This is a genomic window from Staphylococcus kloosii (genome assembly GCF_003019255.1).
Classification (GTDB): domain Bacteria; phylum Bacillota; class Bacilli; order Staphylococcales; family Staphylococcaceae; genus Staphylococcus; species Staphylococcus kloosii.
This window is the reverse complement of sequence record NZ_CP027846.1, coordinates 2,173,517-2,185,831: the sequence shown is the minus strand read 5'-3', so window position 1 is coordinate 2,185,831 and position 12,315 is coordinate 2,173,517. Positions and strand designations below refer to the sequence as shown.

Annotated in this window: 15 protein-coding genes, 2 tRNA genes and 1 pseudogene; 10 read left to right on the top strand and 8 right to left on the bottom strand. The window is 30.1% G+C overall.

Annotation, left to right across the window (positions count from 1 at the left end; all coding sequences use genetic code 11):
- The first annotated feature begins 7 nt into the window (after nt 1–7).
- The 4 genes and pseudogenes from C7J89_RS10905 to C7J89_RS10890 all read left to right on the top strand — a co-directional run bounded on the left by C7J89_RS10905 (nt 8) and on the right by C7J89_RS10890 (nt 4,238).
- Nucleotides 8–1,366 carry a TrkH family potassium uptake protein gene (locus tag C7J89_RS10905; RefSeq protein WP_061855083.1) on the top strand — a complete coding sequence of 453 codons (1,359 nt, stop codon included), beginning with the start codon at nt 8–10 and terminating at the stop codon, nt 1,364–1,366.
- A gap of 159 nt (nt 1,367–1,525) precedes the next feature.
- Nucleotides 1,526–3,034: a bifunctional metallophosphatase/5'-nucleotidase gene (locus tag C7J89_RS10900; RefSeq protein ID WP_103294591.1), complete on the top strand. Its 1,509-nt coding sequence runs from the start codon at nt 1,526–1,528 to the stop codon at nt 3,032–3,034.
- Nucleotides 3,035–3,087: 53 nt separating this feature from the next.
- Nucleotides 3,088–3,249: pseudogene (locus C7J89_RS10895) on the top strand (MFS transporter); the annotation flags it as partial.
- Between the two features lie 140 nt (nt 3,250–3,389).
- Nucleotides 3,390–4,238 (top strand): YitT family protein, encoded by an 849-nt coding sequence (locus C7J89_RS10890; RefSeq protein ID WP_103294589.1) that lies wholly within the window; start codon nt 3,390–3,392, stop codon nt 4,236–4,238.
- Nucleotides 4,239–4,304: 66 nt separating this feature from the next.
- Here C7J89_RS10890 and C7J89_RS10885 read toward each other — a convergent pair whose 3' ends face one another.
- Both C7J89_RS10885 and C7J89_RS10880 read right to left on the bottom strand, forming a co-directional pair.
- Complete coding sequence (locus C7J89_RS10885) at nt 4,305–4,907, bottom strand: CPBP family glutamic-type intramembrane protease (RefSeq protein ID WP_061855080.1); 603 nt, start codon at nt 4,905–4,907, stop codon at nt 4,305–4,307.
- Between the two features lie 5 nt (nt 4,908–4,912).
- On the bottom strand, nt 4,913–5,098 hold the full coding sequence (locus C7J89_RS10880) for a YkvS family protein (protein ID WP_048792739.1): 186 nt from the start codon (nt 5,096–5,098) through the stop codon (nt 4,913–4,915).
- A 199-nt stretch (nt 5,099–5,297) separates the two neighbouring features.
- Here C7J89_RS10880 and C7J89_RS10875 point away from each other — a divergent pair, with 199 nt between their 5' ends.
- A complete protein-coding gene (locus tag C7J89_RS10875) occupies nt 5,298–6,287 on the top strand; it encodes a lipoate--protein ligase (RefSeq protein ID WP_061855078.1) in 990 nt (329 codons plus the stop codon).
- An 80-nt stretch (nt 6,288–6,367) separates the two neighbouring features.
- On the opposite strand, the gene C7J89_RS10870 is transcribed toward C7J89_RS10875, so the two are convergent.
- The gene (locus C7J89_RS10870; RefSeq protein WP_048792741.1) at nt 6,368–6,586 is read right to left on the bottom strand and encodes an IDEAL domain-containing protein; all 219 of its coding nucleotides are present in this window, start codon (nt 6,584–6,586) and stop codon (nt 6,368–6,370) included.
- A gap of 244 nt (nt 6,587–6,830) precedes the next feature.
- On the opposite strand from C7J89_RS10870, the gene C7J89_RS10865 reads away from it, so the two are divergent.
- The 3 genes from C7J89_RS10865 (at nt 6,831) to C7J89_RS10855 (ending at nt 7,707) form a co-directional block, all read left to right on the top strand.
- The gene (locus C7J89_RS10865) at nt 6,831–7,394 is read left to right on the top strand and encodes a competence protein ComK (RefSeq protein WP_061855517.1); all 564 of its coding nucleotides are present in this window, start codon (nt 6,831–6,833) and stop codon (nt 7,392–7,394) included.
- Nucleotides 7,395–7,541: 147 nt separating this feature from the next.
- Nucleotides 7,542–7,616 (top strand) — tRNA-Asn (locus tag C7J89_RS10860).
- Nucleotides 7,617–7,618: 2 nt separating this feature from the next.
- Nucleotides 7,619–7,707 (top strand) — tRNA-Ser (locus C7J89_RS10855).
- 52 nt (nt 7,708–7,759) lie between these two features.
- Here the strand turns inward: C7J89_RS10855 and C7J89_RS10850 are convergent.
- Nucleotides 7,760–8,809, bottom strand: coding sequence for a tyrosine-type recombinase/integrase (locus C7J89_RS10850; protein ID WP_103295811.1), 1,050 nt, complete (start codon nt 8,807–8,809; stop codon nt 7,760–7,762).
- A gap of 408 nt (nt 8,810–9,217) precedes the next feature.
- On the opposite strand from C7J89_RS10850, the gene C7J89_RS13250 reads away from it, so the two are divergent.
- Nucleotides 9,218–9,520, top strand: coding sequence for a hypothetical protein (locus tag C7J89_RS13250; protein WP_142381017.1), 303 nt, complete (start codon nt 9,218–9,220; stop codon nt 9,518–9,520).
- Here the strand turns inward: C7J89_RS13250 and C7J89_RS10840 are convergent, their stop codons facing one another.
- The 4 genes from C7J89_RS10840 to C7J89_RS10825 all read right to left on the bottom strand — a co-directional run bounded on the left by C7J89_RS10840 (nt 9,521) and on the right by C7J89_RS10825 (nt 11,946).
- A complete protein-coding gene (locus C7J89_RS10840; protein WP_103295813.1) occupies nt 9,521–9,718 on the bottom strand; it encodes a hypothetical protein in 198 nt (65 codons plus the stop codon).
- A 420-nt stretch (nt 9,719–10,138) separates the two neighbouring features.
- Nucleotides 10,139–11,119 carry a DUF6414 family protein gene (locus C7J89_RS10835; protein ID WP_103295814.1) on the bottom strand — a complete coding sequence of 327 codons (981 nt, stop codon included), beginning with the start codon at nt 11,117–11,119 and terminating at the stop codon, nt 10,139–10,141.
- A gap of 14 nt (nt 11,120–11,133) precedes the next feature.
- A complete protein-coding gene (locus C7J89_RS10830; RefSeq protein ID WP_103295815.1) occupies nt 11,134–11,598 on the bottom strand; it encodes an ImmA/IrrE family metallo-endopeptidase in 465 nt (154 codons plus the stop codon).
- A 12-nt stretch (nt 11,599–11,610) separates the two neighbouring features.
- Nucleotides 11,611–11,946: a helix-turn-helix domain-containing protein gene (locus C7J89_RS10825; RefSeq protein WP_103295816.1), complete on the bottom strand. Its 336-nt coding sequence runs from the start codon at nt 11,944–11,946 to the stop codon at nt 11,611–11,613.
- Nucleotides 11,947–12,111: 165 nt separating this feature from the next.
- Here C7J89_RS10825 and C7J89_RS10820 point away from each other — a divergent pair, with 165 nt between their 5' ends.
- Nucleotides 12,112–12,312 (top strand): helix-turn-helix transcriptional regulator, encoded by a 201-nt coding sequence (locus tag C7J89_RS10820; RefSeq protein WP_103295817.1) that lies wholly within the window; start codon nt 12,112–12,114, stop codon nt 12,310–12,312.
- Nucleotides 12,313–12,315: the final 3 nt, after the last annotated feature.

The window sequence follows — 12,315 nt, the reverse complement described above, 5'->3', positions numbered from 1 at the left end:
TAACGCTTTGTCCATTTTCAATCAATTATTTAAGAAATCCAGCCCTCAACAAGGGATAGTGATGTACTATTTAGTTGCGATTATCGTATCATTTTTATTATTAAATTTACCTTTTGTACATAAAGCGGGTGCACATGTAAATCCTATAGATACATTATTTGTAGCTGTATCAGGAGTTAGTGTTACTGGTCTTTCGCCCATTAATATAGCCGAAACATATTCTACCTTTGGCCAAGTCATTATAATGATTATATTGAATATAGGTGGCATTGGTGTCATGGCTATTGGTACGCTATTATGGGTGGTTTTAGGTAAAAAAATTGGTATTCGCGAACGCCAACTTATTATGCTAGATAACAATAAAGATACGATGAGTGGTACTGTAAAATTGATATTAGACATTGTAAGAACAATGTTAATTATTGAACTTATCGGTGCAGTATTATTAACATTTTATTTTTATAGAGATACACCGAATATAGAATATGCCATTATGCAAGGGCTCTTTGTATCCGTATCAGCAACAACAAATGGCGGTTTAGATATTACAGGACAATCTTTAATACCATATGCTAATGATTATTTTGTACAGACGATTGTTATGTTTTTAATAATACTCGGTTCCATTGGATTTCCAGTCTTATTAGAAATTAAGGCTTATATTAAAAACAGAATACCGAACTTTAGATTTTCACTTTTTGCAAAAATTACTACTGTGACTTATTTGTTTTTATTTGTTTTTGGTGTGATTATTATTTTACTAATTGAACATAATCATGCATTTCATAATATGTCATGGCACAAAAGTTTATTTTATGCACTATTCCAATCAGCCACAACTAGAAGTGCTGGTTTACAAACTATTGATGTTAGTCATTTTAGTGAAGGAACTAACCTAATTATGGGATTCTTAATGTTTATTGGTTCTTCACCGAGTTCTGTAGGTGGTGGTATTCGTACCACGACTTTTGCGATATTAATACTCTTCCTATTAAACTTTAATAACAACACTGAAAAATTATCTATTAAAGCATTCAATCGTGAAATTCACACTACTGATATTCAGCGTTCATTTGCAGTTTTCACGATGGCTTCATTTTTAACGTTTATTAGTACAGTGCTTATTTTAATTATAGAGCAAGGGAAAATAACATTTTTACAAGCGTTCTTCGAAGTTATGTCGTCATTCGGTACTTGTGGTTTATCACTGGGCGTAACGGATAACGTACACGGAGCAACAAAGGTTATTTTAATGATCTTAATGTTTATTGGCCGTGTTGGCTTGATTAGCTTCGTAATTATGATAGCAGGTAGAAGAGAACCTGATAAATATCATTATCCAAAAGAACGTATACAAATCGGTTAATTTTTTAGGATTATAATAAAAGTTTAAAGTAAATAGCCAATCAACGATTGTTCATTGAGAAAAGCGTTGATTGGTTATTTTTATATAACAACGCTCTATAGTTGCTATCCAAATAATAAGAAAACATGTTAAACTAGCATTGATAAAGGGGCGAGATATATGACACAGAGCGAAAAAATATCTATAGACATTATTGCGACTTCGGATATGCACAGCTACTTTTTAAATGGACAACACGGTTCTAATATTTATCGTGCTGGAACGTATGTAAAACAAATGCGAGAACAAGGTAAAGAAGTACTATTACTAGATAGTGGTGGTAGTTTAGCGGGCTCTTTAGCAGCTTTTTATTATGCTGTCGTTGCTCCGTATAAACGACATCCAATGATTAAGTTAATGAATGCGATGAGTTATGATGCTAGTGGTATAAGTCCTAATGAATTTAAATTTGGCTTATCATTTTTTTCTAGAGCTGTGTCGCTCTCTAGATTTCCATGGCTATCAGCAAATATTGAATACAAACAAACGCGTGAACCATATTTTTCTACGCCATATACCATTAAAGAAATAGGGGGCATTAAACTAGCAATCGTAGGTTTAACCTCTGACGGTTTAATGGATCGTGAATATTTTGAAATGGAGCAGGATGTGGCGATTGAAAAAACATTATTATCTGCTAAACGTTGGATTCGATATATTCATGAAGTAGAAGCGCCAGACTTTTTAATCGTCATTTACCATGGTGGTATTAATCAGTTAAATAAATCATCTAACGAACGCGAACAAAATGTTAATGAGGCAGAAAAAATTATGCAAGAAGTTGGTGTAATAGATTTATTAATCACTGGCCATCAACACCAAACTTTTATTGGCAAAGATGACCAAACTGTCTATGTTCAAGCCGGCCAAAATGCCAAAAATCTTATTCACATTCTCGTTGATTTTAAAAAGCGTACAAGTTCTTTTGAATTAGAAGATATAACTTCTGAAATTATCGACTTAAATGATTATGAAGAAGATGAAGCATTATTAACCGAAACATACTATGATAGAAAAGCAGTCGAATATTGGAGTGAAGAAATTATTTCTGCGCAAGATGTCGATGCTAAGGTAAATGGTTTGGAAGATGTTATCACAAAACCACATCCATTTACACAATTGTTACATGACAGCATTAGACTCGTTTATGATTTTGACATCTCTTGTGTGCATTTACCTAAAAGTGGCGAAGAAGGATTATCAGGACAAGTAGCAAACGTTGATTTGTATAATGCTTATCCGCATCCAGACATTCCGATTAATTTAACATTAAAAGGACAACAAATTAAAGATATGTTGGAATATAGCTATTCACATATTGAATTCACAAATGGCACGCTAAGCGTAACAATTATTGATGAAACGTTATGTACATTTTGGCAAGGTATAGATTATGAAGTTGATATGACTGCAGACCCATTTAACAGAGTGACATTGCATAATATTAATCTCGAACATATGTATCGCGTAAGTATGACTGATTATTGTTATCGTAATTTCCGTCAATACTTAGAAAACACTGTCGTGCATGGCACAAAAAATGTGACAATGAATGATTTAATAGCGCGAAATTTAAAAGACCACAATTACGCTATACAAGATAAACAAAGTTTCAAAGTGAAAATGTGATAGATAAATACAAATTATATAACAATTTTTACTATATCGTTATTAAAAACACATTGTTTATTAGTATTGAAAGAATTGTCGTTGTCTTAACGTTATTCACAGACACAGCTAATAAATCACTAAAAGGTTCATATCCAAACGTAGAGAACCAAAAAGAATATAAAATAGCTATTGAAAACCCTAAAGATTCGCTGTGGTGGAAAGAAGAACAATAGTTAAATAAGAAAAAAGATAAAAAAAGGCTTTTTAAATAATAAATATTCTTTTATAATTTTTATTATTAGAAATTAAAAGCACCTCAAGTTAGAGGTGCTTTTTTATAATGTGAAATATATGTATGAAAGGAGGTATAAATATGAAAGCTATAATTAAAGATCATTATAAAAATATTATTATTTGTTTAATTGGTACTTTCGTCAATGCTGTTGGTGTAAATTGCTTTCTATTAGGTTCAAATTTAGGTGATGGAGGAACAGTAGGGATATCGTTAGCTTTAAAGTATTCACTTGGTCTTTCTCCAGCATTAACATCATTTATTATTAATGTCATTCTTATTATTATAGGGTGGAAATATTTAAGTAAAACTGTAGCAATTTATACGGTGATTTCAAATTCATCGTTATCATTATTTTTAGAATTAACAAAACATATGAATCTAGGTATTGATGATTTTGTCATTAACGCATTATTTGGTGGGGCTATTATAGGAGCCAGTGTTGGGTTTGTATTATCTACGGGCAGTACAGTAGGCGGACCTGCCGTTGTAGCTAGAATATTAAATAAATATTTTGGTTTTAAAACAGCTAAATCTATTTTTATACTAGATAGTTTAATCGTATTATCCTTCTTAATGGTTTTACCATTAAAAAATGTATTATTCACAATTATAATGCTGTTCGTAACTGAAAGAGCAACCTCATTTATTATAGAAGGATTTAATCCTAAAAAGGCTGTTACGATTATATCTGAGAAAAACGAGGTTATAGCAGACAAGATTAATGCTTTCACAGGAAGAGGATCTACGATTTTGCCAAGTAAAGGTGGTTACTCTAAAAACGCTTCAGGTATGCTTTATGTAGTTGTACCGCAATCTCAAGTAACTAAAATCAAAAATTTAGTAAATCAAGAAGATGAGAAGGCATTCTTGGTTATACATGATGTACGTGATGTCTTAGGTAGTACATTTATAAGTAATATAACTTAAGAGTCGAATATAAAAAACGTCTCAATTAGTAAATAATTGAGACGTTTTTAAAATATAAATTATGTATTATCCATTAAAGATTAATAAGATAACAACTGCTACAATTTGTGCAATGATTGTTGTAGCAATTCTGCGTGTATATAAATAACTGATAGATAATATAAGTTGAACGATAAAAATAAATAATACTATCCATAGGTTATCCAAGTAATAAAAGAGTGACGCAGAACAAAGTGCTGTTATGATGATACTAAGCCAATTCGGTAGTTTCAAATTGATTAGTTCTTTTTGTAATACTGTACGCATATATAATTCATGGCATGGTATTACAAAAATTAATGTAATAAGCATTTGCCATTTATAATAAACACCAGTGTGTGCTAACTGTTTAACTAATTGCGCATAAGTTAAATCATAAGCAATAGCCGCCATTATAAGTTGGACAACTATAAGCACGATACCACTTAGAATACCAACACCAATAGAAGATAAAAGGCGTTTAGAGTTAATGTCTCTTTGATAGAAAACATAACTCACGCCTGCAATTAACATAATACCAGTGTATAAGTTCCAGTATTCTTGTTTTTCTCCCCACATGATGTATAAAATGATATGAAATACAATGAAGCTAATAATATACCATAACAATGCATTTGAAATTCTTTTCATATTCTTTATCCTTCTTGGTCAACAATTTTATATCTTTTATGATTAATAACAGTTTTCTCAGGTAAATCTAACTGAGCGAAATTTTCCATGATAGTTAAGTCAACGATGACCGAATTATCATTTATTTTTTCAACTCTGCCTTTTAAGCCATCATAAAATTCTACAATATTACCTACTTCAGCGACAGTCATGTAAAATCCTCCCTAGAAATGTTTACTAGCATATATTGTACTAAAAATTTGAATACAAATAAACAAATAACTATTAAGACGTGTGAAATAAAATAACGTTAAAAAGAAATATTCATTTTGCGAGTATATAATTGGCATTTTTAATAAAAATATTGCATAAATAAGATAAGGGCACTTAAGAGGTTAAGGAGTGAAAAAAATGAAATTCGTTAGCAACAATAATATTACAGATCCGACTATCAATTTAGCGATGGAGGAATATGTTTTAAAAAATATGCCGAATGATGATAGTTATTTTCTTTTTTACGTCAATAGACCATCTATTATAATCGGTAAAAACCAAAATACTATCGAAGAAGTAAACCAAGAATATGTGGAAAAACATAATATCGACGTGGTTAGACGTATATCTGGTGGTGGGGCAGTATACCATGATACTGGTAATCTGAATTTTAGTTTTATTACTGACGACGATGGTAATAGTTTCCATAATTTTAAAAAATTTACAGAACCAATTGTAGAAGCATTAAAATCATTGGGTGTAGATGCAGAGATGAGTGGACGCAACGATATTCAAGTCGGACAAGCAAAAATTTCCGGTAATGCAATGGTTAAAGTGAAATCACGAATGTTTAGTCATGGGACTTTGATATTAAACAGTGATTTAAATGAGATACAAAATGCACTCCGTGTGAATCCAGCCAAAATAAAATCAAAAGGAATTAAATCAGTCCGCAGTCGTGTCGCAAATATTGTTGAATTTTTAGATGAACCTATCGATATTGATACATTTAAAAAAGTGATTCTAAAAACTATTTTTGGTGAAGCGGACCATGTAGAAGAATATAAATTAACTGATCAAGATTGGGAAAACATTGAACAATTAAGCAATGAAAAATATCGTACATGGGAATGGAATTATGGTAAAAATCCTAAATATAACTTTGTTAGAGAAGAAAAGTTTGAAAAAGGGTTCGTGCAGCTTAAATTCGATGTTAAAAAAGGTCGCATAGAACATGCAAAAATATTTGGAGATTTCTTCGGTGAAGGAGATATTACTGAGTTAGAACATGCATTAGAAGGTACATTGCATGATTTTGATAGTATAGCAGAAGCATTATCACAATATGATATCCGGCATTATTTTGGGGATATTGACCGTTATGAATTAATCAGACTTATGTCATAAGCAAAAAATAAAAAGTCTATTCACTTACTATTAAATGTAGTAGGGAATAGACTTTTTATAATAATGATGAGCTATTTAACTTAACCAACGAGAAATTCCTCCAGATGTTTGTATTCTTCTGTGTAGCGTTTAAAGTCTTGTTCGTTTTTATTCTGAAGCGCTTTGTCGATTAATGTTTCTAATTGCTCTTTTCGAACGTTTCTTAAAGATTCATCTATGATAAGTTCGATACCTAGGTCATTAATTGTAGAAACAAATGATTCCAATGTATTGTATTTTACATTTGTGTTATGTTTCATCTCCAACACACCCCTTCTATATATTTAAGTTAATTATACAATTATTAAATTTTGAAATCAATGAATATTCTGACATTTTAAAAGAAAAAGGTGTAAAAGTATACTTAAATTTATTATTTACTGGAAAAAATTCAGCTCATTTATATAAAAAATGATAAAAAAGAAAAAATAATTTAATAATTTATTGATTTTATATTTTTGTTGATATACTATATAGTCAATAAAATTGAAGGAGGCGTTTGAGATAATTAATAAATATGTTATTAAGAAAGGAGACATGGTAGTTCAACCGTTTGATACAAAAGAAAGAAAATATGGTGGCACAAGAATATTAAAATATAAGCAACCAACAGAAGAATTTAAAGAAAGAGCGCATAAAATAATTGAACGTTCGTGTCGATTTTACGGTAGTAGTTATCATTTTAAGAAAGAAGACACCATTCGCATCACAGGTATTATTAGTAAACCCCCAATATTATTCACTCCGTTATTTCCCACATACTTTTTTCCAACACACTCTGATAGAAAAGACGAAAACACTTGGATCAATATTCATTATGTGCAAAATATTAAATCACTAAAAGATAGAAAGAGTAAAGTAACTTTCGTTGATAACCAATTTATAACGATTGATATTTCTGCACATAGCATGAGACATCAATATTTAAACGCTATTTACTATTATTATATGATGGATAGAGAAGCAAGGATAACTACATTTGATCCAGATGCACCGATCGATTATACTAAACCGCAATTAAATATTTATGAAGCTTTAGCAAAATATTCATTGTTTGAACATAAATAGTATATTAATTTCTCATGTAAAAATGAAATATGCGGAATAATATATTAAATTAGTGTAAATGTTCCGCATATTTTTTTGATATTTCTACTTGAAAAATTGTCTGTAATTGATATAATAATATTTGTGCTTGATAAGAAGTACTATTAATCCACAGTAGCTCAGTGGTAGAGCTATCGGCTGTTAACCGATCGGTCGTAGGTTCGAGTCCTACCTGTGGAGCCATTGGAAACGTACTCAAGTTGGCTGAAGAGGCGCCCCTGCTAAGGGTGTAGGTCGCGAGAGCGGCGCGAGGGTTCGAATCCCTCCGTTTCCGTATCAAACCCTTGATTTAATAGGGTTTCAAGAGAGTAAGTGTCAAATATGTGTCAAGAGAATAATTCTCTGACACGTTGGCCTTGCTCTTTTTTATGTTCTTCTAAAAGGTGTGAGTACGTGTCGAGTGTTTGTGATATGGTTGCATGTCCTAAACGTTTACTTATATATTCAATAGGGATACCTTTGGAAAGTAAGTATGATGTATGTGTATGTCTTAGTGAATAAGGTGTTACATTATCATCATTTAATCCAATCATATCTTTAGTGTGTTTAAACGATTTATTGACTGCAGAATGACTTAATGAAAATAATTTTCCGTCTATTCTACGAGGTAGATGAGTTAATTTAGATTTAATTAATGTAATATCTTTTTGACTAACTTCAACATCTCTCTTAGAATTCTTCGTTTTTGTTCCTGGTAAATGTATAATCCCATTTCCCTTATTTAGATCATCATAAGTCATATTAATTGCATCACTATATCTTGCTCCTGTTATCGCTAGTAAATATAAAAAAATATAACTTTGTTCATTTTTACTTTTGAAATATTCCATCATATCTAAATAATTCTTTATACTCATATATTTAAAATGTTCCTCTTTTGGCTTAACAGTTCCTTTTACAGTTACATTGAAAGTGGGGTCTTTCTTGATATATCCATCATAAACAGCTTCTCTTAAACATGGGCCGATACAACCATTTACTTTCCTTACTGTTTCATCAGCATGCCCTTTACCATAATTATTTAAAAACTTTTGATATTCTGTACGTTTAATATTCTTAAGTAACATATTTTCACCAAAATAATCATTAAATAATTTGAGTGAGCGTTCGTACCAATAATATTGACGAGGAGATAAGTCTTTTTTGTTTTTTATAATGAGCCAATCTTTGTAATATGCTTCAAATGTTTTATTATCTTCAATCTTGTTACCATCTTCCAAATCTCTAATAAGTTGCTGTGCTGCGTTAATTGCTTCTGCTTTAGTCTTAAATCCTGACTTACGTTTTTTACCAGATTTAAAACTAGAGTCTTTCACATCGTATTGCCAAGTCGTAGATGTTTTATTTTTACGTTTTGTTACTGTAAATGATGCCATGTTTAATCTTCCTCCTTAAAAAAGATAAAAATATATACCCATAGGGAAAAACTATGGGATAGTGTTTAATTTATAGTTATATGCTATAATAAAAAATAAAAAGTGGGTGAGAAGTTGGAATTTATTTTATTACTATGTAGTTCAGGTGTTGCAGGATTATTCAGTTATATTTATTTAGATTATTTGTCTATTTTCGATACAGAAAAATCAGAGATTAAAAAGATGTTTTCTATACTTTTTTCACTAGTAAGTATTGGAATTTTTATATTAGTTAACAATTTTATAGGCATTATTATAAAAAATGAGTTGTTAAGCATATCAATAGCTTTATTGATATCTGCAATGTTGATAATATTCGTTCTTAATAAATATATTTATGTATTTTTAATAAATATATTTAGATCACACATGAATAAAACTAGAATTGACTTTCAAAAGAATGCACTAATACATGAACATGCGATTGATTTCGTTCTTTCTAATAGTAAAATGAGTTATTATATTGAATGCTATAATGATGAATTTATTGAGAAACCAGCTATGTACGGTTTAATAGCAAAACATGAAGTTGATAATAACTTAGATGTAAGTTTCATAATTTCTACAACTAGCAAATTCACAAATCAAAAATTAGCTAAAGCCGACTCATATTATGTGTATCATAAAACTAATACGACAAGTTATTATAAAATTTACGGATTTAAAGATTAATCATTTCCTATCTTTTCTGAAATCTTTTCCAAATTTTTCTTCTAATTTTGACTCACTTAATGTTTCATGGTCATGTGTGTGGTTTCTATATCTTTTTTTTACAGGTTCATTATTTCTTTTCTCATGACCCAGTCCGCCACCACCACTGTGACCAGGCTCTTTAGGATTATGTTGTTGCTTGTTATTATTTTCAGGCATATTAATTTCACCACCTCTCAACGTCTAACTCAGTTAGGCGTTATTTATTTTTCTTTTTAAAATATCTAAATGTTCTAACACGTTGAAAGAGCAGAGATGATGCTAAAATAATCCCAACTATTATATACTCTGCATAGACTAATATATTATCCATGAATAGTTTGCCCCTTTATTTAAATTTTATATAGGGCACGGTAGGGGGTGCCCATGGTGTAAAAATAAAAAAAACATGCTATAATAATTAAAAAGGGTGTGATGTGTATGATTAAATTGATTAAAAATAAAATATCTCAAATTGAAAAAGAACGTCAAACTATGTCTGATTCACACCATAAGAATTATCAGAAAACCAAAAACAAAATAAGTGAATACGAAGAAAATATGCATAAATCAGATGTTCAAAAACATGTAGAGAAAGAACTATCTAGGCACTTTTGAGAATTCTAATCCAATTGGTTGAATTATATCGAAGGTGTCATTTTCTTTTAAACCTAAAACAGAGGTTAGAAAAATCATCAGCATGCCTTGAGTGCCTTTTGAAAGAAATTCTTCTTTATCAAATTCTACATTCTGAAAATTAGTTACAGAAGATAATGCGACTGTTCTTGTAATTTTCCTTCCGAAACCTTTTAGTTTAACTTCATTAGCTAGTGATATTGTTTCTCCTGGAATCCTCAAATTTTCTCTATCACCAATCAATATTGTATTGCCTTTGTTAAAGATTATTTTATTCCCTAATACACTAGCTAAATGTTTGCTCATTTCGTTAAAAGTTTTCATTAATGACATTGCATGGAAACTTTCATGAAATTCTTGCAATTCTTCAATATTTTCAAAATGACCTGGCAATTTTTTTGACCCTGGATTTGTAAGATATTTATCTGCACTTTTGTACTTATCTTCTAAATATTTAATAGTTGGTAGTTCAAGTCGATTATTAATGTATGGCATTTGTCTTAGTAACTCAGTATCAAATATTCTTGAAGAAGTATGTAAATCTAAAACACTAAAATCATCATCAATATCAACAAAATCAAATTGATTACTATTTTCTAAGGAATGTATTTCATGATTTTCTTTTAGCACCTCATTTACTTTGTTATAAAGGAAATCATCATAAGCTTTCTTAACTCCAGTTTTAAAAGTATCATTATTAAAAAATTCTATTGTTTTACCTTCAAAAGTCTGATTTGTTTTATTACCATTTACCCCTGTACCATGTGTTCCTGCTTTTGCACCTGTGCTTTTCGATTCATTACTTCCGTAATTATCCTCAATATTATTTCCTCTTTGTACTGCTTTCTCATCTATAAGTTCTGTAATATTACCTTCAAATAATTGGGCTGATATACTAGATACGGAATCCATATCTAAATAAATAAAATCTTTCATTTCAGTCATTCTACATCCATCCTTTAATCTATTTTTTTATATTCAAAAACTCTTAATGGCTCAAACTGAATTACATAATCCCCACATCGAGCATAAGTGCCATATTTACGTTTATAATGAGACAAGCAATTTTGTACATAACCTGCTGAAACTTCAAAAAAATTAGCTATCTCATATAAATTATGGCAACCATTTTTAAAAGCGTCTATGATACCTTCTAATGAAACGAGTTGCTCCATTGCATAACGTCTTGCATATCCTTCAAATTTTCTGTTGTTAAATTGAGATTGGTCAGTTATATTCCCGTATGTGAGTTTATGATGTGCTAATTCTTCTGCTAACGTTTCTAACTTAACTGCTTCGGATCTATTACTGTTAATATAAATTTTGTTATTAAAATACATACCTGATTGAAATGATGGAAGCATATCAGTTTCAATAATATTTAAGTCTTTATATTTATTTACTAATTCCTCATATTTTCCCATCTAATACACCCTTTATTTACGTTTACTTTTTAGATAGTTAATAAAATCCTCAACTTCTTGTTTTTCAGCATCTGTTAAATTTTCTTTATCAAAGTGTGCTGCGATTGTGTCTTGTTTTTCATTGACTACAGCTTGTCTTTCAGTAATCCGAGATTTGGGAACATTGAAATATTCAGCAAGTTCTTCGATTTTTCCAATACGTGGATATTTTACTTCTTTTATCCAATTAGAAATAGTTGATTGACTTACGCCAATAGCTTCAGAAAGTTCTGTTTGTGTAATGTTGTTTTGTTTCATAAGTTGTTCTAAGTTCTCCGACAAAATTTTTCTAGCGCTTTTATACTCCATATTTTCTGCTCCTTTAATATTACTTAATGTAATATTAACTTACCATAAGTAAACTATTATTACAATAGGTAATATCACTTTTTAAGAAAAAATATTACTTTTTATGTTGACATATCACTTTAAGTAATAGTAATATTGTATTTAGCAACTAGGAGGTGATTAAAAATGCCAAGAGAATTTCCAGTCAAAGTTTGGAGGATTAATTCAAAAATGACACAGCAAGACGTTGCAGATAAGTTAGGTGTCACTAAACACACTGTTATCAGATGGGAGAAAGACGATACAGAATTAAAGGGCATTCAATTATATGCTTTGGCTAAGTTGTTTGATACGGAAGTAGATTACATCAAGGCCAAAAAAATTTAATAT

What these genes read in the sequence shown, in the direction of transcription:
- C7J89_RS13250 (WP_142381017.1), top strand. Translation starts at nt 9,218, where the DNA reads ATGAATAAAACTAGAATTGACTTTCAAAAGAATGCACTAATACATGAA.
- C7J89_RS10835 (WP_103295814.1), bottom strand. Translation starts at nt 11,119, where the DNA reads ATGACTGAAATGAAAGATTTTATTTATTTAGATATGGATTCCGTATCT.
- C7J89_RS10820 (WP_103295817.1), top strand. Translation starts at nt 12,112, where the DNA reads ATGCCAAGAGAATTTCCAGTCAAAGTTTGGAGGATTAATTCAAAAATG.
- C7J89_RS10870 (WP_048792741.1), bottom strand. Translation starts at nt 6,586, where the DNA reads ATGAAACATAACACAAATGTAAAATACAATACATTGGAATCATTTGTT.
- C7J89_RS10875 (WP_061855078.1), top strand. Translation starts at nt 5,298, where the DNA reads ATGAAATTCGTTAGCAACAATAATATTACAGATCCGACTATCAATTTA.
- C7J89_RS10850 (WP_103295811.1), bottom strand. Translation starts at nt 8,809, where the DNA reads ATGGCATCATTTACAGTAACAAAACGTAAAAATAAAACATCTACGACT.
- C7J89_RS10880 (WP_048792739.1), bottom strand. Translation starts at nt 5,098, where the DNA reads ATGACTGTCGCTGAAGTAGGTAATATTGTAGAATTTTATGATGGCTTA.
- C7J89_RS10890 (WP_103294589.1), top strand. Translation starts at nt 3,390, where the DNA reads ATGAAAGCTATAATTAAAGATCATTATAAAAATATTATTATTTGTTTA.
- C7J89_RS10900 (WP_103294591.1), top strand. Translation starts at nt 1,526, where the DNA reads ATGACACAGAGCGAAAAAATATCTATAGACATTATTGCGACTTCGGAT.
- C7J89_RS10825 (WP_103295816.1), bottom strand. Translation starts at nt 11,946, where the DNA reads ATGGAGTATAAAAGCGCTAGAAAAATTTTGTCGGAGAACTTAGAACAA.
- C7J89_RS10830 (WP_103295815.1), bottom strand. Translation starts at nt 11,598, where the DNA reads ATGGGAAAATATGAGGAATTAGTAAATAAATATAAAGACTTAAATATT.
- C7J89_RS10840 (WP_103295813.1), bottom strand. Translation starts at nt 9,718, where the DNA reads ATGCCTGAAAATAATAACAAGCAACAACATAATCCTAAAGAGCCTGGT.
- C7J89_RS10885 (WP_061855080.1), bottom strand. Translation starts at nt 4,907, where the DNA reads ATGAAAAGAATTTCAAATGCATTGTTATGGTATATTATTAGCTTCATT.